18 protein-coding genes are annotated in these 20,912 nt (G+C 36.6%); 9 read left to right on the top strand and 9 right to left on the bottom strand.

The genetic code is table 11. The features are described from left to right. Positions 1–46: 46 nt before the first annotated feature. The 4 genes from SFA27_RS12855 to SFA27_RS12840 form a co-directional block, all read right to left on the bottom strand. The gene (locus tag SFA27_RS12855; protein ID WP_047375364.1) at positions 47–1,291 is read right to left on the bottom strand and encodes a DUF1015 domain-containing protein; all 1,245 of its coding nucleotides are present in this window, start codon (positions 1,289–1,291) and stop codon (positions 47–49) included. A gap of 2 nt (positions 1,292–1,293) precedes the next feature. Beyond that, positions 1,294–2,259, bottom strand: coding sequence for a D-2-hydroxyacid dehydrogenase (locus SFA27_RS12850; protein ID WP_407292503.1), 966 nt, complete (start codon positions 2,257–2,259; stop codon positions 1,294–1,296). 123 nt (positions 2,260–2,382) lie between these two features. Further along, positions 2,383–3,447, bottom strand: a complete 1,065-nt coding sequence (gene serC / locus SFA27_RS12845; protein WP_047375362.1) for a 3-phosphoserine/phosphohydroxythreonine transaminase — start codon at positions 3,445–3,447, stop codon at positions 2,383–2,385. Between the two features lie 110 nt (positions 3,448–3,557). Then, a complete protein-coding gene (locus SFA27_RS12840) occupies positions 3,558–3,908 on the bottom strand; it encodes a 4Fe-4S binding protein (RefSeq protein WP_047375361.1) in 351 nt (116 codons plus the stop codon). A gap of 59 nt (positions 3,909–3,967) precedes the next feature. On the opposite strand from SFA27_RS12840, the gene SFA27_RS12835 reads away from it, so the two are divergent. From SFA27_RS12835 to SFA27_RS12825, 3 genes are read left to right on the top strand one after another with little or no spacing between them, the layout of a single operon-like run. After that, positions 3,968–5,002 carry an acyl-CoA reductase gene (locus SFA27_RS12835; RefSeq protein WP_264518130.1) on the top strand — a complete coding sequence of 345 codons (1,035 nt, stop codon included), beginning with the start codon at positions 3,968–3,970 and terminating at the stop codon, positions 5,000–5,002. Positions 5,003–5,051: 49 nt separating this feature from the next. After that, positions 5,052–5,486, top strand: a complete 435-nt coding sequence (locus tag SFA27_RS12830) for a peptidylprolyl isomerase (RefSeq protein ID WP_264518129.1) — start codon at positions 5,052–5,054, stop codon at positions 5,484–5,486. Positions 5,487–5,526: 40 nt separating this feature from the next. After that, entirely contained in the window at positions 5,527–6,216 is a 690-nt protein-coding gene (locus tag SFA27_RS12825; protein ID WP_047375356.1) for a Bax inhibitor-1 family protein, read from the top strand. 514 nt (positions 6,217–6,730) lie between these two features. On the opposite strand, the gene SFA27_RS12820 is transcribed toward SFA27_RS12825, so the two are convergent. The 5 genes from SFA27_RS12820 to SFA27_RS12800 all read right to left on the bottom strand — a co-directional run bounded on the left by SFA27_RS12820 (position 6,731) and on the right by SFA27_RS12800 (position 12,362). Next, positions 6,731–6,979, bottom strand: a complete 249-nt coding sequence (locus tag SFA27_RS12820; protein ID WP_002980002.1) for a DUF6952 family protein — start codon at positions 6,977–6,979, stop codon at positions 6,731–6,733. Beyond that, the gene (locus SFA27_RS12815) at positions 6,979–7,287 is read right to left on the bottom strand and encodes a co-chaperone YbbN (RefSeq protein WP_213279141.1); all 309 of its coding nucleotides are present in this window, start codon (positions 7,285–7,287) and stop codon (positions 6,979–6,981) included. The genes SFA27_RS12820 and SFA27_RS12815 overlap by 1 nt, the downstream gene beginning before the upstream one ends. Before the next feature lie 129 nt (positions 7,288–7,416). Then, positions 7,417–8,049 (bottom strand): peroxiredoxin, encoded by a 633-nt coding sequence (locus SFA27_RS12810; protein ID WP_034698496.1) that lies wholly within the window; start codon positions 8,047–8,049, stop codon positions 7,417–7,419. 146 nt (positions 8,050–8,195) lie between these two features. Then, positions 8,196–11,135: an insulinase family protein gene (locus tag SFA27_RS12805; RefSeq protein ID WP_407292498.1), complete on the bottom strand. Its 2,940-nt coding sequence runs from the start codon at positions 11,133–11,135 to the stop codon at positions 8,196–8,198. Positions 11,136–11,168: 33 nt separating this feature from the next. Then, positions 11,169–12,362 carry a pyridoxal phosphate-dependent aminotransferase gene (locus SFA27_RS12800; protein ID WP_407292496.1) on the bottom strand — a complete coding sequence of 398 codons (1,194 nt, stop codon included), beginning with the start codon at positions 12,360–12,362 and terminating at the stop codon, positions 11,169–11,171. A 229-nt stretch (positions 12,363–12,591) separates the two neighbouring features. On the opposite strand from SFA27_RS12800, the gene SFA27_RS12795 reads away from it, so the two are divergent. The 6 genes from SFA27_RS12795 (at position 12,592) to SFA27_RS12770 (ending at position 20,895) form a co-directional block, all read left to right on the top strand. Beyond that, the gene (locus tag SFA27_RS12795) at positions 12,592–13,929 is read left to right on the top strand and encodes a M20/M25/M40 family metallo-hydrolase (protein ID WP_407292494.1); all 1,338 of its coding nucleotides are present in this window, start codon (positions 12,592–12,594) and stop codon (positions 13,927–13,929) included. A 97-nt stretch (positions 13,930–14,026) separates the two neighbouring features. Further along, the gene (gene rsmG / locus SFA27_RS12790; protein WP_047375341.1) at positions 14,027–14,662 is read left to right on the top strand and encodes a 16S rRNA (guanine(527)-N(7))-methyltransferase RsmG; all 636 of its coding nucleotides are present in this window, start codon (positions 14,027–14,029) and stop codon (positions 14,660–14,662) included. Positions 14,663–14,724: 62 nt separating this feature from the next. After that, positions 14,725–15,129 (top strand): hypothetical protein, encoded by a 405-nt coding sequence (locus SFA27_RS12785; protein WP_047375340.1) that lies wholly within the window; start codon positions 14,725–14,727, stop codon positions 15,127–15,129. Continuing rightward, positions 15,129–15,665 carry a DUF922 domain-containing protein gene (locus SFA27_RS12780; protein ID WP_407292490.1) on the top strand — a complete coding sequence of 179 codons (537 nt, stop codon included), beginning with the start codon at positions 15,129–15,131 and terminating at the stop codon, positions 15,663–15,665. Before SFA27_RS12785 ends, SFA27_RS12780 begins: the two co-directional genes overlap by 1 nt. Continuing rightward, positions 15,662–18,349 carry a PD-(D/E)XK nuclease family protein gene (locus SFA27_RS12775; RefSeq protein WP_407292487.1) on the top strand — a complete coding sequence of 896 codons (2,688 nt, stop codon included), beginning with the start codon at positions 15,662–15,664 and terminating at the stop codon, positions 18,347–18,349. The genes SFA27_RS12780 and SFA27_RS12775 overlap by 4 nt, the downstream gene beginning before the upstream one ends. Before the next feature lie 182 nt (positions 18,350–18,531). Beyond that, positions 18,532–20,895, top strand: coding sequence for a patatin-like phospholipase family protein (locus SFA27_RS12770; RefSeq protein ID WP_407292484.1), 2,364 nt, complete (start codon positions 18,532–18,534; stop codon positions 20,893–20,895). The last annotated feature ends 17 nt before the right edge of the window (positions 20,896–20,912 follow it).

The raw sequence follows: 20,912 nt of genomic DNA, 5'->3' as shown, positions 1-20,912 counted from the left end.
ACCTTTCTTTTTCCTCTGATAAAAGTAGGGAAAAAATGGGAATTTATTAAGGTTTCATATCGTACATTACCAGAGCTGTAATCAATTTTGGTTCAATAAATGTACATTTCGGGGGCATGCTTAATCTTAGATCCGAAATTTTAATCATGTCATTAAAACTTACAGGATAAATTCCGAAACCAACTTTACCTTCACCACTGTCTACTTTTTCTTTTAAAAGATTGATTCCGTTGATATTGGATGTTCCTTTTACATAAGAAATAAGCTCAGAGCTGTCCGGATCTTCAATTTTCAGGATATTTTTGAAAATATACTTGTCAATAAGATGATGATCCAGGTTATCAAGAGACATTTCCTTGGAACGGAGATCATGCTTCACGTGAAGAGAGTAGAACTTCCCATCCATATACATTGAAATATGGAATTTCTGAGAAGGGTAGTAGGAGGTCTCTCCTTTTTCATGAATAAGGAAATAATGTTCAAGCTCCTTTAGAAAAGCTTCGGGAGAAATACCATTCAGGTCATGTAAAACTCTGTTATAATCATGAATTTTAATAGACTGATTGGAAACAATAAAACTGTAGACAAAGTTGTAAAGCTCAGTACCATTATGTTTTTTGTTTTTCTCTTTATGATATTTGGCATTTATTGCTGTAGAGCCAATTCTATGGTGTCCATCAGCAATATAAAATGAATCGATCTGATCTATTACTTCTTTAAACTGTTGTAGTTTCAGGCGGTTGTCTATTCTCCAGATTTTGTGTCTGATACCAATGGTATCCACATGGTTGAAGATAGGGACATTTTTTTCCTCATGATTCATTAGCAGCTCAATTTTTGAGTTGGCAGGATAAGTAAGCAATACAGGTTCTGCCTGTAGGTTTACTTTTTCAAGGTAATGAGCAAGTTTTTCTTTTTTCTGAGGAATGGTACTTTCATGTCTTTTGATTTTTCCATTCCAGAAATCTTCAATACTTGCCAATCCCAGAAGTCCTCTGAACACCTGTTTGTTGGGGTAGATCTGCTCATAAAGATAGTAGGCTGAATTGTCCTGGACCAATTTCTTCTCGTCCAGAAGCTCTTCAAATGTAGAACGGATCTTTCGCAGGTTCCGGTCAATATCTTTAGATTTACTTACAACATATGGTTTGATCATATTGATGTAAGTATTTTCAACTTGAGCCTTCTCAGTGATCTCTTCCTGGGTAAAATTATCCAGTGGATGGGTAGGGAAAGTGCTCTCGAAGTCTCTATGAGGTCTTATTCCACGGAAAGGTTTAAAAACAGGCATATTTATCTTATAGTTTCTTTTTGTAGCTTAATAATTTGTTCTGCAAGTTCGATACCGATTTTTTCCTGAGCATCTACTGTATTTCCTCCAACGTGTGGAGAAAGAGATAGGGCAGGGTTCATCAGTAAAGGTAGCTCCGGACTCGGTTCGTTTTCAAAAACGTCCAATGCAGCTCCGGCTATTTTTCCTGACTCAATAAAATCAATCAGTGTCACTTCATTGATGACACCTCCTCTTGCAGTATTTACAATATAGACCCCATCTTTCATTTTTTCAAACTGAGGGGTATCTATAATATATTCATTCGTTTTCGGCGTATTGATACTGATGAAATCTGCATTTTTCAGGAATGCATCCATATCATTGGTGGAAGTGATTTCAAAGTTGACAGACTGTCCGTCAAAGAAATTCAGGGTTAGAACTTCTGTTTTAGGGCTTCTTGTCAGAACGGTTACTTTCATTCCTAAAGAGATTCCTATTTTTATGACTTCCTGGCCAATACTTCCAAAGCCGATTACTCCTAATGTTTTCCCTGAAAGTTCATACGCATTGCTAAATGACTTTTTCATAGCACTGAAATGAGTATCTCCTTCCAGAGGCATCAGTCTGTTGGATTCGTGAAGGAATCTTGCCAGTGAAATGAAATGTCCAAAAACTAATTCTGCCACCGATTTTGAAGATGCCGTAGGAGTATTGATTATTTTAATACCCTTGCTTTTGGCATATTCCACATCAATGTTGTCCATCCCGATACCGCCTCTTCCTATAATTTTGAGACCGGGACATGCATCAATCAATTCCTTTCTCACTTTCGTTACACTTCTTACAAGAAGAACGTCCACATTATTATCGTTGATAAAATTAATAACGTGATCCTGAGCCACTCTATTGTCCAGGATTTCTATTCCGGCTTCTTTTAAAGCGTTTTCTCCTGCTTTTGAGATTCCATCGTTTGCTAAAACTTTCATGAGTTATTTGATTTAAAGATTGAAAAATATAAATATTTCAAAATTTTAAAACTGAGGCGCAAATTAATAAATTTAAATTAACTGCTTTTCAATCTTTCAATCTTTGAATTTTTAATGCTTTAATTATTTGATTGACTTCATTACATCTACCAAAACCTGTACACTTTCAATGGGTAAGGCATTGTATAAACTTGCTCTGTATCCGCCCAGGCTTCTGTGTCCGTTTAATCCACTGATTCCTGCTGCTTTCCATGCATTGTCAAACTCTTCCTTTTTGCTTTCATCTGTAATTTTGAAAGAAACATTCATCAGTGAACGGTCTTCTTTCACGCAGAAAGTTTCAAATAGGGGATTGCTGTCGATTTCGTTATATAGAAGTTTAGCTTTTGCTTCGTTTCTCTGTTCTGCAGCAGCAATTCCTCCGTTCTTTTCAAGATACTGAAGAGTAAGTAAAGAGGCATATACAGGGAATACCGGCGGCGTATTGTACATGGATTCCTTAGCGATATGCTGGGAGTAATCCAGGATAGAAAACATATTTTCTCTTCCTGTTTTTCCAAGGATTTCTTTTTTTATCACGACTAAAGTAACTCCTGCAGGTCCCATATTCTTCTGAGCACCGGCATAGATCAGATCAAATTTGGAAAAATCCAGTTGTCTTGAGAAAATATCAGAACTCATGTCACATACCATCAGCGTATCCACTTCTGGGAAAGATTTCATTTGAGTTCCGTAGATCGTGTTGTTGGAAGTGCAGTGGAAATAATCGTATTCTGCACCTATCGTATAGTCTTTAGGAATAAAAGAATAATTTTCTTCTTTTGAAGAACCTACTACATCTACTGTTCCTACTTTTTTTGCTTCTTTGATGGCCCCGGCTGCCCAAGTTCCTGTATCCAGGTAAGCTGCTTTTCCACCTACTTTCATAAGGTTGTAAGGAACCATGGCAAACTGCAGGCTGGCACCTCCCCCTAAATAAAGTACTTCATAATCATCACCAAGATTCATCAGTCTTTTTACAATTGCACGCGCTTCGTCCATTACTGCAACGAAATCTTTACTTCTGTGAGAAATTTCAAGAAGAGACAATCCAATACCATTGAAGTCAAGGATAGCCTGTGCAGATTTTTCAAATACCTCTTGTGGTAAAATACATGGCCCCGCGCTGAAGTTGTGCTTTTTGTTCATATTTTTATTTTTTGGTTGCTTCCGGATTGTACATTCCTTCAGCTTTATTTTTGGTTAAATTGAATTTTTGGACAAAAAAACCGCCTCACAGATCATGAGACGGAATTTTTTTATTCGCCGTGTAAGAATGCTTTTTTATTAAGCAGAGATTCTTCAGATTCTACGTGATCCTCGTCAGGAACACAACAGTCTACAGGGCATACCGCCGCACACTGAGGTTCTTCATGGAATCCTTTGCATTCTGTACATTTATCTGTTACAATGAAATATACATCATCACTTACAGGTTCCTGTGGTGCATCTGCATCTACAGTAAGTCCCGACGGCATTGTAATCGTACCTTGAAGAGCCGTACCGTCAGAAGCTTTCCAATCTACAGCTCCTTCATATATTGCATTGTTTGGACATTCCGGTTCGCAAGCCCCACAATTAATGCATTCATCAGTTATTTTAATAGCCATCGCTAATTTTTTTTAAATTTGCACAAAATTACAAAATATTCCCCAATTTTAAAGTAATTATGAATACCGAAAATCAAGTTTTAGGACTTATTAAATTAAGTGATTATATAAAAGCGTTTTTAGCGAAGAAACCGGAGGATCACAATGAGGATGATGCTGATATTGAATTATTGTTGAAAAGGTCTGAAATAGAGAACCCGTGGTTTACTATTGATAATCAGAAATTTGCTTTACAGCAGTGGGCAGATCTTTTAACTGAAGAAAATATCAAGAAGTGGCTTGGGAATTATTCAATCTCTAAAATATCAAAAAGAGTTGGACTTATTTTAGCCGGAAATATTCCTTTGGTAGGCTTTCATGATGTGATGTCCGTTGTTTTGGGCAATCATATTCCTGTTATTAAACTGTCTTCAAAGGATAAGCGTATGATTCCGTTTTTATTAAAGAAATGGAATGAATTTTCCAATGAGAGTGTAGTGTTTGAATTTGTAGAAAAATTAGAAAATTTTGATGCAGTTATTGCTACAGGAAGTAATAATACAGCCAGATATCTGGAGTATTATTTTAAAAATCATTTAAGCATTATCCGTAAGAACAGAACTTCTGTTGCGGTGTTGAAAGGTGATGAAACGAGTGAAGAACTGGAGCTGCTGGCAAAAGATATTTTCCAGTATTTTGGACTTGGATGCCGAAATGTGACGAGAATTTTTATTCCGCAGGATTTTGTCATTGACAGATTGTTTGAAAGTTTCTTAGAATTCCAGGATATCATTAATCATAATAAATATGCCAACAACTATGATTATAACAGAGCGGTTTATCTTTTGAATCAGGATAAATTTTGGGATAATAATTTTGTGATGCTGAAAGAAGATGATAAACTGTTTAGCCCACTTTCTGTAATCAATTTCAGCAGATATGAGTCTTTGGATGATGTGAAAACTTTTATTGCTGAAAATGAAGAAAATATTCAGTGTATAGTAGCAAAAGAAGAGATCGGGTTGAATGCGATTTCATTTGGTGAAGCGCAAAATCCAGGGCTTGATACTTATGCGGATAACGTGGATACAATGAAATTTTTAGAACTGGTCTGATTTTCGTATCTTCCATCACTTATTTCACCAGATAACAAAAATGAATACTATGAAAAAATTATTGTTGGGACTTGCTCTTGTGGGGGGACAGTTAGTGTTTGCTCAGAAGACGGGTGTGAAGGTTGAGAACAGTCAAAAGAAAGAGCAGCCAGCTGCTATAAGTAAGGAGAAAGTAAGTCTGTACAATGACAACTTTCTTAAGTTTGTTGAGGCTTTACAAGCTTCTGACCGTGCAACTATTGATGGATTACTTTCTGAGAAAGTAAAGGAAATTGTGACAGACAATGTTCTGAAAAAGGTCAAAGATGGCATTGACCCAAATAAAAAGCTTGAAATCTTAAAAGCAGGATATTATAAAACAATGGATGGTACCAATCATCCAAGTATTAAATATAAATATGCAGGAGAATCATCTTCCAAAGAAGCCATTACGGCTGTGTTTGAAGATGATGGGAAAATTCTGGGTGTATTGCCTGCGAAATAAGATTGAAAATTTATTTTCGATTAACTAAAAAATATTAACTATGATGACAGATGTTTTAGTCGCTCATTCTTCGGATGTGGAGAAGGCGAGTTTTTACAAGAAGACGTATTTGCATGTTGCTTTATCTATTCTTGCATTTATTGGGGTTGAAACGATATTATTGAAAACTGTTCCGAAAGAAATTATTTTCATGATGTTTGCTCAGAAATATATTTGGTTACTAATCATTGGAGTTTTCTGGTTAGCTTCTGTATTAGCCTCTAAATGGTCGCTTTCCCAAAGTAAATCTACTCAGTATTTAGGACTAGGTTTTTATATCCTTTTGGAGGCAATTATCTTTATGCCTCTGCTTTTCATTGCCACTAATATTGAAGGAGGAGCCAATGTAATCTTCCAGGCTGCTACTTTAACTATTGCTATGTTTGCAGGTATTTCTGCGGTAGCATTTACTTCTAAAAGAGATTTTTCTTTCTTAAGAAATATCATCGTAATTGGTGGATTTATCTCAATCGGGCTGATTGTAGGAGGAATGATCTTTGGTTTTAACCTTGGATTGTGGTTCTCAGTTGGAATGGTGATTTTAGCCTCAGCTACTATTTTATATCAGACCAGTAAACTAAAAGACTCATACGGGACGAATCAGTATGTAGGAGCGGCATTACAGCTTTTTGCTTCTATTATGCTTCTTTTCTGGTATATTCTGAGTATTTTGATGAGCAGAAGAAACTAATTGATAAGTTAATTTTATCTTTTAAAATAATAGTCCCGGTGATTCTTCATCGGGATTTCTTTTTTAAACACAAATGTCACAAATGATTTCACGGATAACACAAATTCAATAGAAATGAGTTTTAGCCCGTTTGTCTTTTATGATTATCTTCTGATGGCATTAGCCGAAAATTATATTGATTGTAATTTTTTTATAACCACGGATTTCACAGATTGACACAGATGATTGCGTATATTTATTTGTGAAATTTGTGCAAAAATATTTGTGCTATTCGTGTTTTAAGCCATAAGCCCAAAAAATCCTGATGATATTCTCACCGGGATTTTAATTGGTTATTCTTTACAATTTTTCATACAACTTCCAGCTTCATGTGACCGGTTAAAGTCCTTTGAAGTACATTCTACAGTTGAAATAAAAGATTCTTAAAGAATAGAAAAAGTATAGAAATGAGGAAAACCTCAGGTATTGTATTTTGTGTTTTTACAGTCTTTTGATTAAAAATAATCGCAAGATGTTATTTGTCAATTGATCCTAAAACCTTCTGAGCAAAAGAGTTTAAAGCATCTTTCTCACTCATTCCGTTCTGTACGTTGGCGTGAACTTCTAAAGCTCCACAAATGTTGGTAATCAATTCTCCTGCAACATTTAAGTCTTCTTCGCTTGTTCCTCTGAATTCGCAGAAACTTTCCAGTACTTCTAATGTTTTTTCAAGGTTTTCAGGAGTCTGATTCTGATAAAACTGTCTGATTACGGGTAATTTCATTATGCTAATTCGTTAAAAAGATTAATTAAACTTTCTGTCTGGTTAGATTGAACCTGGTTGACCAATTCACCGTTTTTAAAGATGGCGAAAGTAGGTAAGTTGTCTACTTTTGCTAATTTTCTGCTTTCAGGAAGCTTTTCAGCATCTACATATAAAAATGGAATAGAGTCATTTTCAGATGCTAATTTTTTGAATTTTGGTTTCATGATTCTGCAGTTTCCACACCATGTTGCGCCATATTGAACAACTACTTTTTCGTTGTCGTTAACTATATTTTGTAATGTATCTTCGGTTAATTCTGTGTACATAGGTTAAATTTTAAGAATTAAAATTTAACAATGTAACAATTTAATAGTGTATCAATGTACCAATAAAAAATATCTATTGCTACAACGATACATTGTTACATTGTTAAATTACTAGATTGTTAAATTGAATTAGTTCTTAGCTAAATATTCTGCTGTAGAAGTTCTGTCAGCTTTCATAGCGTCTTTTCCTTCTTCCCAGTTTGCAGGACATACTTCACCATGTTTTTGAACGTGAGTGTAAGCGTCGATTAATCTTAAGAATTCTTTTACATTTCTTCCAAGAGGCATATCGTTTACCGCTTCGTGGAAGATTTTTCCAGTTTCGTCGATAAGGTAAGTAGCTCTGTAAGTTACATTAGAACCTGTGAAAACTTCGTTTCCATCCTCATCATATTCAAAATCCTGATCAACAATTCCCAAAGTGTTTGCCAATTGTCTGTGAGTATCAGCTAAAAGTGGGTAAGTTACTCCTTCGATACCTCCGTTATCTTTTGGTGTGTTCAGCCATGCGAAGTGTACTTCGTTTGTATCACAAGATGCACCGATTACTTTAGTGTTTCTTTTTTCGAATTCACCTAAAGCCTCCTGAAAAGCGTGAAGCTCAGTAGGACATACGAAAGTGAAATCTTTAGGGTACCAGAATAAAAGAACTTTTTGCTGGTTGTTTACTGCTTCATCAAGGATGTTGATTCTTAGATCGTCACCCATTTCCGACATTGCGTCAATTGTTAAATTTGGGAATTTTTTTCCTACTAAAGACATAATTTTCTGTTTTTATATTTAAATTTCTATTGCAAAGATATGAAAGATTCATCTATCGAACAAACAAATATTGATAAATAAAATCTATAATTGTTTTTGGCGTGTTGTTAAATAAAAAAGCCCTGATATCAGGGCTTTTGTTTATATTAATAACCAAATATTTCAGTTAAATTAAGTTTTTTTACTTCACCTAATTTCTTCATATCGGCCTCATTCACTTTGTCTTGGGAAGCCACAAGGCAGTATGTGTAGTTTTTATTCTTCATTTCCTTATCATAGAAAGAATTGATATCTGTGAAAGACAGTTTTGGTGCCTGTTCGTAGACGTTCTTTCTCATGTCAAAACTGTTTCCAAGTTTTTGAGATTTCAGATAAGAGAAGATGATTCCGTCCTGAGTGATTCTTTCAGAAGCAATTGATTTTTTCAATCCGCTTTTTGCTGTTTCGAATAGCTGCTCAGATTTTGGAAGAGTTGTTAAAAGCTCATTCATGGCCGTCGTAGACTCATTGAATTTGTCTGCCTGCGTTCCTACATATGCCATAATCATATCCTTATCTGTTTTCTTGCTAGGAAGTGCAAAATATGAGTATGTAGAGTAGGCAAGAGCTTTAGATTCTCTGATCGTCTGGAAAACAATAGATCCCATTCCGCCTCCGAAATAGTTGTTGAACAAACTTACGGTAGGAGTTGTAGAAGGATTATACTGGTCAGAATTTCTTACCCAGAAAACTTCTGCCTGCACCATATCATAATGAGCGAATAATACCTTGTTTTTATCTGTTGGGATCTGAGCGAAAGTTTTAGACTTAGGAAGATCTTTCAGGGCTGCAGGAAGTTTGTGGACAGGTTTTAATGATGCCACCACTTCGTTTCCTGATTTCGGACCGTAATACAGTACCTTATGTTTGAAATTGAAGAGGTCGTGAAGTACATTAATAAGATCTTCTGCTTTTAATGCATCAAGCTCAGCATCGCTTAGTACATTGTTGAAAGGGTTTTGTGCTCCATACTGTGCGTAACTTCTCAGTCCGGCCATGATGGTTCCTTTGTTTTGTTTCGCATTCGCTCTGGCTTTTTTCAGTCTTGTTTTGTAAGCATCAAGAGCCCCTTGGTCTGCCTGGCAGTTTTTAATCAGATCTTCAAATAAAGCAATTGTTTTATCAAAGTTTTCATTTAACCCTTCAAGAGATACATAAGTTTCTTCATTTCCAGCTCCTACATTAAAGCTTGAAGCAAGTTTGTAGAATTCTTTACTGATTACTTCTGAAGATTTATCTTTAGTTCCTAAATACTGAAGATATTCTGCTGCTATAGGAAGAATTTTGTTATTCCATTTTCCTGAATCAAAGTGATAATACATTCTGAACAGCGCATTGTCTGTATTTTTTACAGAAAGTATGTCTACATCAGCTAATTTGTTTTTAGCAATGTCTTTATCATAATTCAGCCATACCGGAGCGATTGGGTTTTCAGGCATTTCATCAATCTTCTTAAGGAATGGAGACTGGTCTTCTCTGTTTACAGAAACTGGTGTGATGGTTGGTTTGTCAACTTTCACGATACTCTTGTCTTCTCCTTTTCTTTTATAAACCGCAACATAGTTGTTATTCTGAAGATATTCGGATACGAAATCCATGATGTCTTTCTTTGTAAGCTTGGAAATTTCATCAACATATTCCAACGATGCTTTGTGGTCAATGTCTGAAGTAAATTCATCCATCAGAATACTTGCTCTTGATGAATATTTTTCATCCTTCTGAATAATACCTTTCTTTTCGTTGTTGACGATAGATTGAATAAGATCATCAGAAAAATCTCCTTTTCTTAATTTATCAATCTCCTGAAGAAGAAGATTTTTTACTTCATCCAGAGACTGTCCTTCAGTTGGTTTTCCTTGTAAAAGTAATACTGAATAATCTTTTAAAGCATAAGAACCTGCATATGCTCCCAATAATTTTTGTTTTTTTACCAGATCAAGGTCAATCAATCCTGCCTGCCCGTTGGTAAGCATGTTTCCAACAAGGTTCAGCATTCTTGCGTCTTTCGTAGAAGCTCCTGGGAATCTGAAACCAAGCATTACATTTTCAGGATTAGGGCCTACAACTTCTTTTACAATAGGAGATGTAATTGCTTTTTCCTGTCCTACTTTATATTCAGGAATAGCTTTAGGTTTCATGTATGAGAAAGCCTTATCAATCTTTGCAATTACTTCATCCGGATTAAAATCTCCGGACATAATGATTCCCATGTTGTTGGGAACATAATAATTATTGTAATATTCTCTGATAGCATGCAGAGATGGATTTTTTAAATGCTCAATGGTTCCGATGGTTGTTTGTTTTCCATAGTTGTTGTTAGGGAAAAGATTGGCAAACATCGTATCAAAAACTTTATCTCCATCATCATCAAGAGATCTGTTTTTTTCTTCATATACCGCTTCAAGCTCTGTATGGAAAAGTCTTAAAACAGGCTCTCTGAATCTTTCAGCCTGCACAGCAAGGAATTTGTCAAGAACATTGGACGGCACATCTTCTGTGTACACTGTCTGTTCAAAGGAAGTGAAGGCGTTGGTTCCGTCAGCTCCCATACCAGCCATCATCTTGTCGTATTCATTTGCAATTGCATATTTGGCAGCCTCTCCTGAAACCTTATCAATCTCTTTGTAGATTTCTTTTCTTTTAGCTTCGTCCTTAGTCTGGTTGTACTTTTCGTAAAGAGCATCAATCTGGTCTAAAAGAGGTTTTTCTTTCGCCCAGTCTTTAGAGCCAAACTGATTGGTTCCTTTGAAAAGCATATGCTCCAGATAATGGGCAAGACCTGTGTGGTCTGCAGGGTCGGTTTTACTTCCTGCCTTTGTGGCAATATATGTTTGTATCCTCGGGTCCTTATTCGTAGGACTCAGGATAACTGTTAGTCCGTTCTTTAAGGTATAGTACCTTGCAGAAGTAGGATCATTGGTAACGTATTTGTACTTGTAGCCGTTAGAATTTCCTTCTTTCCACTGGAAATCCTGGCCAAAAGCATATCCTGCAAAACTTGCGGCTGCAATACTGGTTGCGATGGTTAGTTTTTTTAACAGATTCATTGCTGTTGTGCTTTATTTTTGGTTATTAATTTGTTAATTGAATTGTTCCAATAAATTTTTGATTCGTTTCATAGCTTCTCTCAAATCTTCCTCAGAAGCGGCATAAGAGAACCTGATACATTCCGGACTTCCGAAAGAGAATCCTCCAACACAGCCTACATGAGCATTTTCCAGAAGGAACATGGCAAAGTCATCAGAGTTTTTGATTTCGGTTCCGTTCAACGTTTTTCCGATATAGTGCGAAATATCCGGGAAGAAATAGAATGCAGCTTTAGGAAGTAATACTTTAAATCCTGGGATTTCTTTGATCAGTTCATACACAAGATCTCTTCTTTCTTTGAAAGCGTCAATCATATATCTGTATTCAGAAGGATCTGTTTTTAATGCAGTAATAGATGCTCTTTGTGCCATAGTGTTGGCTCCGCTGGTCATCTGTCCCTGTACTTTTTCACAAGCTTTTGCCAGCCATTCCGGACATGCAGAATATCCGATTCTCCATCCTGTCATTGCGAATGCTTTTGACATTCCGTTGATTACCGCTGTCTGTTCATAAACTTCAGGAAACTGTGCGATAGAAGTTGTTTTTGTTTCGTAATTGATATACTCGTAAATCTCGTCAGAAATTATTGTCACGTGAGGATATTTAGCGATAACTTTAGCGATTGATTTTAATTCGTCGTAGGTATAATAGCCGCCTGACGGATTACATGGAGAACTGAAAAGTACAGCTTTGGTCTTCTCTGTAATAGCTTCTTCAAGCTGTTCTGCAGTTACTTTAAAGTCTGTTAAATAAGATGTAGGAAGCATCACAGAAGCTCCACCCATCATTTTTACCATTTCATCATAGCTTACCCAATATGGAGCTGGAAGAAGAACTTCATCCCCATCATTGATAATGGATGCAAGAACATTCAGAATAGCTTGCTTAGCTCCATTTGAAACACAGATCTGAGTAGGTTTGTATTCCAGGTTATTATCTCTTTTTAATTTGTAAGCGATAGCCTCACGCAGTTCCAGAAATCCCGGAACAGGAGAATAGTGGCTGTAGTTTTGGTTGATGGCATCAAAAGCTGCCTGTTTGATATTGTCCGGGACATCGAAATCCGGTTCACCAAGAGTTAAGCTGATCACATCTATTCCATTGGCTTTCATTTCTCTGGCTTTGTTTGACATTACAAATGTCTGTGAGTATCCTAATCTTTTTACTCTATCTGAAAGTTTGTCCATCTATTTTTTGAATTTTAACAAATATATAATAAAAACGTTTTGCGGGAATAATAAAAGTGGGGCTAGTTTGAAGATTTTTGTCAGGTTTTGATCAATTGTATTCTGTTACGAAATCATTATGCTTTTTTGCAGTTGGGCAATTATCAATCTGTAAAAAGGGTAATTCATCATAAAAAATGACTTCTGAGACTCAGGGTTTTGTATCTTTAAAGAATCTAAGACCTATCCTATGAAATATTCCCTTTTTTTATTGCTGATTTCCTGTGCTGCTTTCTCTCAGAAATATTCAAAAGATGATGAAGTGAAAAAATATGTTACGCAGGTAAATGAAGATTCGTTAAAATCATACATTGGTAAGCTGGTAAGTTTTGGAACGAGGCATACTTTAAGTACAACAGATGATCCAAAACAGGGGATAGGAGCCGCAAGAAACTGGGTTATTAAAAAATTCAATGATTATGCAAAAAATTCCGGAGGCAGAATGGAAGTGTATCTTCAGCAGGAAGATATTCAACCGGATGGCAAAAGGGTTGATAAACCGGTCAGTCTGGGAAACGCCGTTGCTTTTCTGAAAGGTACAGATCCCAATGACAAAAGAATCTTTCTGATTGGCGGGCATCTTGATTCAAGGGTGACGGATGTGATGAACAGAACTTCCACAGCACCCGGAGCCAATGATGATGGCAGTGGAGTAAGTGCCGTTATTGAATCTGCAAGGATACTAAGCAGATCTTCATTTCCAGCCTCCATTATCTTTGTGGCTTTTTCCGGAGAAGAGCAATCTTTGCTGGGATCTAAACAATTGGCAGAAAAAATTAAAAGAGAAAATTTACAGCTGGAAGCCGTTCTGAATAATGATATGATTGGCAATCCTAAAGCAGGAGAAACAGGAGAAATCAATACCCGTACACTCCGTGTATTCAGTGAAGGCCTGCCGTATAGAGATTTAGACAAAAAGGCAATGACGATCAGGAATCTGGGTTTTGAAAACGACAGTGAATCCAGACAGCTGGCAAGATATATCAAAGAAATTACGGAACAATACGTTAAAGGACTTGAAATAAAACTGATCTACAGAAATGACAGGTTTTTGCGTGGAGGAGACCATACCAGCTTTGTTAATAACGGATTTCCTTCCGTAAGATTGACGGAGTACTATGAAAATTATGATCATCAGCACCAGGATATAAGAGTAGAGAATAGTAAACAATATGGTGACCTTCCGGAATTTATAGATTTTAAATACCTGAAAAAGAATGTGGCTGCCAATATTGCAGTACTGGCCAATCTTGCAAAATCTACTTCAAAACCTGAGAAAGTGGAAATGGATGTTAAGGAATTGACGAATTCCACAACGTTGCATTGGGAAAAACCAAAATCAGGAACTCCTGCAGGATATTATGTGCTGGCAAGGGAAACAGACAGCCCGGTATGGCAGAAAAAAATATTTACAACAGGGCTTTCCATTAAAGTTCCGCTTTCCAAAGACAATTATATTTTTGCCGTACAGACAGTCAGCCAGTCCGGGAACCTGAACGTTCCTGTAATTCCGGGTATTGCGAAGTGATGATCTCTGTTGAAAAACCGGGATCAGGGCCTGCCGGGAAAAGTAGATTTGAATACAAGAGAAATAAAACTTATTTTTGCTGTTTATAATAATTCACATGTCTGCATCGTTACTATTAAAATATTTCCCGGATCTTACTGAAAAACAGAAAGAACAGTTTTCAAAATTGGAAAATCTGTATAATGAATGGAATGAAAAGATCAATGTAATTTCCAGAAAAGATATGGAGTCTCTGTATGAAAAGCATATTCTACACTCTTTGGGAATTGCAAAAGTGATGGAATTTGCACCGGGAACGAGAGTCTTGGATATCGGAACCGGAGGCGGTTTTCCAGGAATTCCTCTGGCGATCCTGTTTCCTGAAACAGAATTCACTCTGATAGATTCTATCGGTAAGAAAATCAGTGTGGTACAGGCTGTAGCAGAAGGAGTAGGATTGACGAATGTAACGGCTATCCACGGAAGAGCAGAAAAGCTGAAAGAAAAATTCCACTTTGTAGTCAGCAGAGCGGTAACCCAGATGCCGGAATTCTTAAGATGGCTGAAAGGGAAGTTTGAAAAAGAACAGTTTAACCCTAAACATAACGGGATTTTATATTTAAAAGGCGGTGATCTTGCAGAAGAACTGGCCGGAATTAAATGTGAAATTTTCAACCTTAAACACTATTTTGATGAAGAATTTTTTGATACTAAAAAAGTAGTTTATGTATCAAAAGGTAATTTTAATTCCTGATTTTTATGTAAATAAGGAATAATTTTTGCTAATATTTGTTAATAATCAGAAAATTGAAGGTTATGAAACAACTTTTAAATATTGGATTTTCAGTATTACTGTTTGGCGGGCTTCTGGTTTCGTGTAATGATGACGATTACCATACAATCGAATCTATCGATAAGATCAAAATAGACAGCGTAAAAATTGTCAATGATACTATGGACGTTTTTGCGATACAGAGCATCAAGACTTATTCCACCTATCCATCTCATTGTGATGGCTTTTATGGTTATGATTATATTTACAATACTAATCTTGAAAGAACGGTTACTTCCTACAAATATATCACAAACGGACCTTGTACGCAGGGAAGTTATGTAGGAGCCAATCAAATCAATTTCAGCCCGCAAAGAAAAGGTACCTATACTTTTAAATTCTGGAACGGAGGAAATAACTGGATTACAAAAACAATTGTGGTAGAATAATGAGATTGACTTTTGTGTTGTGTTTATTGGCCGCTGAGATGGTATTCGGGCAAAAGATTACCTGGGAAGAAGGCAGAAAACTGACGTGGGATAATTTTAAAAGCCCGGTCAACAGGAAAAAAAATCCTGATGTAGCAGCATATACCCATTGCGGCTGGGAATTTTCCTCTATAAAATCTTCCAATCCAAAAGCGCCGGTTACCATTACCATTAAAACGATATTTAACGAAGAGAAATCCTGGAAGGATGTTAAAAAAATGGATGATTACATCCTGCTTCACGAGCAGAAACATTTTGATATTGCAGAATTATTTGTAAGAAAATTCAGAAAGGCAGTCGCTGAAAAAATCAGAACTTCCGGTGATTATAACAAATATTTCAAAGCAATTTATGATGGGATATCCACCGATTATCAAAACTTCCAGATGGCCTATGACAGAGAAACCCGTCACGGGATCAATAAAGAAAAACAGGCAGAATATAATAATACGATTTCTGAACAACTAGACAATTTAAAAAGCTATCAAGCCCCTTGAAATTCCTCAATAAGATCATTCACGAACTGCTAGCGCAAAACCAGGACCTTTCTGCGTTTAATATCATTCTGCCCGGAAAACGTCCCATTGTGTTTATCCGACAGATCCTGGAGGAAAATAATTATTCAGGGCTTCTTCCCAATTTTTTTACTGTTGAAGAACTCATCAATAAAATTGCCGATCAGCAGCCGATTCAGGGAATTCCGCTGTGGCTTTTCTCATTTGATGTGTATAGAAGTCTGAATCTTATTCCCCGGGATGATTTTTCGGACTTTTTGAAGTGGTTTCCTACACTGCAGAAGGATTGGGATGACATTCTCAAATTTTCAGACAGTGATCAAGCCGTTCTTCAGTATATGTTTGACGAGGAAAGGATCAAAGAATGGGCTCAGGATCTTGGTGAGGATGATGATGTCCCAAGAAAGAAGTTCCTTAATTTCTGGCAGAATATGAATGTTTTTCTCCCTGTTTTGAAGGAGAGACTGCAGGAAAAGAACTGGGCGACTTCGGGAATGATTCATGAGGCTGCGAAAGCTAAGATTGGAGATTTTGCTGAAAATACCAAAGAAGAGTTTGTCTTTTGCGGGTTCAATGCCTTTACCCCGGTGGAGGAAAAGCTGGTAAGAAGTCTTTTGAAATGGAATAAAGCGCAATGTTTCTTTCAGGCAGATCATTATTATTTCGATGACGAAAGACAGGAAGCCGGAAAGTTTCTGAGAAACCATAAAACCTGGAAAGAATTTGATGAAAACAGGTCTTTTCAATGGATAGAAGACGACTTTAATCAACCGAAAAAAATCAAGGTATACGAAGTATCCGGGAATGTAACCCAGACCAAAGTACTGCCTGAAATTTTTAAGGAAATCAATAATAAAACCTATTCCAATACAGCAGTGGTATTGCTGGATGAAAACCTTCTTCCTGCAAGTTTGGATGTGATGCATGGTGTGGATAACTTGAATATTACGATGGGATTTCCATTGAAGAATTTATCTTTCTCCAACGCTGTGAAACGTCTGTTTTATCTGCAGAAACAACTGGAAAAAAACAAATCTTCCTATTACTACAGAGATGTTTTCCCCATTCTGGAAGAGCTTCCTAAATCTGATGAAGACGAGCTTGTTATCAATGATTTTAAAGCCAAAGTAGAAGAAAGGAATATTGTTTATATTTCTAAAAATCTTCTTCATGAGTTGCTCAACGGGCTATCATACTTTAATCTTCTTCAGAAAGCTGAGGGAACAAATAGGTATCTGGATATGCTGATTACGTTCTGCCAGCAGGTAAAATGGCTGGAAATAGACGATATTCAGTATGAGAATGTTTCTCACTTTGAAAATGCATTCAGAATTATCAAAAATCAGCTGACTCCCTACAGTATTGAAATTAAAATGGAAACGCTGGAAATCCTGATCAACCAGCATATCAATTCTGAAAGTATCGATTTTCAGGGAGAACCGTTGAGAGGATTGCAGATTATGGGATTGCTGGAAACCCGTCTCCTGAATTTTGAAAACGTTATTCTACTTTCTGTGAACGAAGGAAAACTACCGCTTGGTAACTCTCAGAATACCTATATTCCTTTTGATATCCGAAGGTATTTTGATCTCCATACTTTCCTGGAAAATGACAGTATTTATGCTTATCACTTTTACAGGCTGATTCAGGATGCGAAGAATGTTCATTTACTGTACAATGCGTTAAGTTCAGGAGTGAATACTGGAGAGAAAAGCAGGTTCATCACACAGATTGAAATGGAAAGTTCGCATGAGATCGAGCACCTGATTATCGAAAATTCTTCTGAGCCAATTACCACAAAACCTATAGAAATTTCCAAAACGCAGATTGTACAGGAACGTCTTCAGAAATGGAAGGAAAAAGTATCTGCATCCCACCTTACAAGCTACCTCTATAATCCGATTGATTTTTATCTTTCCAAGATTTTGAATACCTCGGAAACGGATGAAATTGAAGAAGAGCTTTCTGTGAAAAATTACGGAAATCTGGTCCATTATTCACTTCAAGAAGTGTATGAGGTATTGAAAGGTAAGGTTTTAAAAGAAAGTGATTTAAAAGATTCAGTTAAAGCAATAGATCATTATATAAATATTGCCATTGAAAAACTGAAACACCAGCCGGAATTCTATGAGAAGGGAATGAATTATATTCATAAAGCCATTGCTAAAAAAGTGATTGAAAATATCCTTACTCATGATCTTGAATTGATAAAACAGGGAAACAAACTAGAGATTATTGATATCGAAAGAAAGTTTGAAAACATCAATTTTCCTCTTGACGGAAATGACAAAATTTCTTTTTTCGGATTCATCGACCGGATTGATAAACTGAACGGGACTTTAAGAATTATCGATTATAAAACGGCCAAGATCAAAAATCTCAGCGTGAAAATTGATGGAGACAATGTAGATGAATATTTCCATAGCAGTGAAAGAAAACAGGCGCTTCAGCTTTGTATTTATCATTATGTGGTGCAGCATCTTCCTGAGTTCTGGGGATACCCTATCGAAACGGGAATATGGAGCTTTGCAGATGCTAAAAAAGGAATGGTATCACTGCAGTTTGACAAAGGAAATATTGATGATGCCATGAAATCAGTGAAAAGTCTGATCCTTGAAATCCTGAATCCGGATGTTAATTTTGTTGAAACTATAAAAGCATATTAAAATTATTTAATATTGATTCAATGGTTTGTATTGCTTGAAAATCAATATGTTATTTTCTTAAAGTAATACACCGAAATACATTTATTTACTTCGCAGAAACGTCTGTAAAGCAGGTGACTTTTTTGTGTATCTTTACTTTTTATAACTTTTAAAGTTTCAATCGGATACACCAAGAATCAACAATGAAAAAGATCCTGATATTTTTTGCCATAGCTTTCTCTCTTACTATCAAGTCTCAGCAAAAGAATGATTCCCTGAATATTGCGCTTCAGAATGTGACCAAAGACACTAAATTCGGTCTTGCTCTCAGTGGTGGAGGTGCAAAAGGTTTTGCACACATTGGGATTCTAAAGATGATCGATTCATTGGGAATCAAGGTGGATTACATCACAGGAACCAGTATGGGTGGTATCCTGGGCGGTTTGTACGCGATGGGATATAATGCCGACCAGCTGAAGCATACGATCTATAAAATGGACTGGAACAGGATTCTGAGCAATAAAATTCCTTACAGCAAAGTCAATATCAGTGAAAAAGACGAATATGATAAGTATATTCTTGAATTTCCGGTAGTCAAAGGATTTCCAACTCTTCCAGGCTCGTATATTGAAGGGCAGTACATGGGAGAGGTCCTTAATACACTTACTTTCAATGCAAAACATATCAATGATTTCAGCAAACTGAAGATACCTGTTCAGCTTACTTCTTCCGATATTGAAAACGGAGGGCTGGTGATGCAGAAACAAGGCTCTTTACCACTTGCTATTCGTGCTACATTGGCAATTCCTGCGGCTTTTGCACCCGTTTATATTGATGGAAAGCTTTTGGTAGATGGCGGATTGGACCGTAATTATCCAGCCAATGAGGTTAGAGAAATGGGAGCGGATTTTGTGATTGGAGGATATACGGGCTTCAGGCTTTTTACCAAGAAAGAGATTGAAAATCCGATGAAAATGATTTATCAGACGCATGCCATCCGTTCGGTAGAGGATTTTAAACATCAAAAGGAGCTGTCTAATGTATTGGTAGACTTTGTAGATCCATTGGGTGATATTACGACGAAGGATTTTGCCAAATTCAGGAGGATCATCAAAATTGGAGAGGTAGAAGCGAGAAAACACCTTCCTGAGTTTGTAGCCTTGGCAGAAGCTCAGCGGAAAGCAGGAATCCAATATGAACATCAGATGATTGAAGAGGTGAAACTGCCTACTACAAAATTTACTTTTAACGAAGAAGACGGAACTCCTATCAATGATGCCGCGGAGATTGAAGTGCTTAAAAAGCAAATGGGGCTGACGGAAGGGAAGTATTACGATGCAAAAACCGTAAATGAAGCAATAGACAGAGTCTTTGGAATGCGCCAGTATGTAAAGGTGTATTATACCTATACGAATGAAAATGATGGTCTTGTGATGAATGTTTTTGTGAAAAGAGCAAAAAAAGGGGCTTTTAAACTGGCTCTGCATTATGACACGGAACAATCGGTAGGAATTATTGTTAATTATACTTACAGGAATATCCTTCTGAACAGATCCCGATTTCTGGCAACCGTAGATATTTCCGAACGTTTCAAGGCTAAACTTGCTTATCAGCAGTTCCTTGATAGCGGAGAGCGTTTGTGGCTGGATTTGGAAGCTAAGATGGTTAATCTTAAGAGTAATGATCTGAACTTCAGATTGTATGATGTAAGCGAAGATGGCAGCGATCGTTTTCCTAACCATATGTACCGTAATATCACCGGAAAGATTGCTCTGAATTATAATATTACTCCAAATGCCTACTTATCATTGGGAACGGAGTTCAGCACCGAAAGAATGTACAGCTTACTGGATAAAGTGGATCAGGCCAAAGTGGATAATTACAGTAAGAAATTATATAACCATAGCAATTTCAATACATTCCTGAAGTTTGAACAGAATAATCTTAATAAAAGATATTTTACAACAAGAGGAAATCATCTTCAGGTAAGCACAAGATTTTATTATGGTGACAGGTACCAGCTTTATGATCTGAATACAGTACAGCCGCTCCTGTATCTGATACTTAATCCAAAAGAATCTTATTATTACGAACCTGAAAACCTCGTTTCATTTACTTTAAATGAGAACTTTTTTTACCCTATCACAAGAAGACTGACTGTCAAAGCAAATGTGTTTTTGGGGGCAAGTTTCGGATCAGGGAAGGAAGGCAAGGTTCCATATCTTTTCCTGAATCAGAAATACAATCTTGGAGGAAGTGAGTATAATTATGATCTCTTAAGCCCTGAGTTCAACGGTCTTCGCCAGAAAGAGCTTCCTATGACCTCAGTTGCTAAAACAGCAATATCATTGCAGTACAGGATTATGAAAAGACTTTATCTTACCCCTTCCTTCAGCTATGGTAAAGTGAGTGAGGAGCTTTCTCCTTTTAAGGACAGTTTCGATATGTTTGGATATGGAGTAAACCTTGGATACGAATCTCTTATTGGTCCTATCAGTTTAAATGTTTCCAGAAACAGCCAGCTTGATTTTTCAAGAATATACTTTAGCGTTGGTTTTAAATTTTAAGCATCAGTTAGAATTTT

Origin of the sequence: Chryseobacterium sp. HR92 (assembly GCF_045689405.1) — a bacterium.
GTDB classification, from domain to species: domain Bacteria; phylum Bacteroidota; class Bacteroidia; order Flavobacteriales; family Weeksellaceae; genus Chryseobacterium; species Chryseobacterium viscerum_A.
The sequence above is the reverse complement of the archived record's forward strand: the minus strand, read 5'-3'. Positions and strand labels throughout refer to the sequence as shown.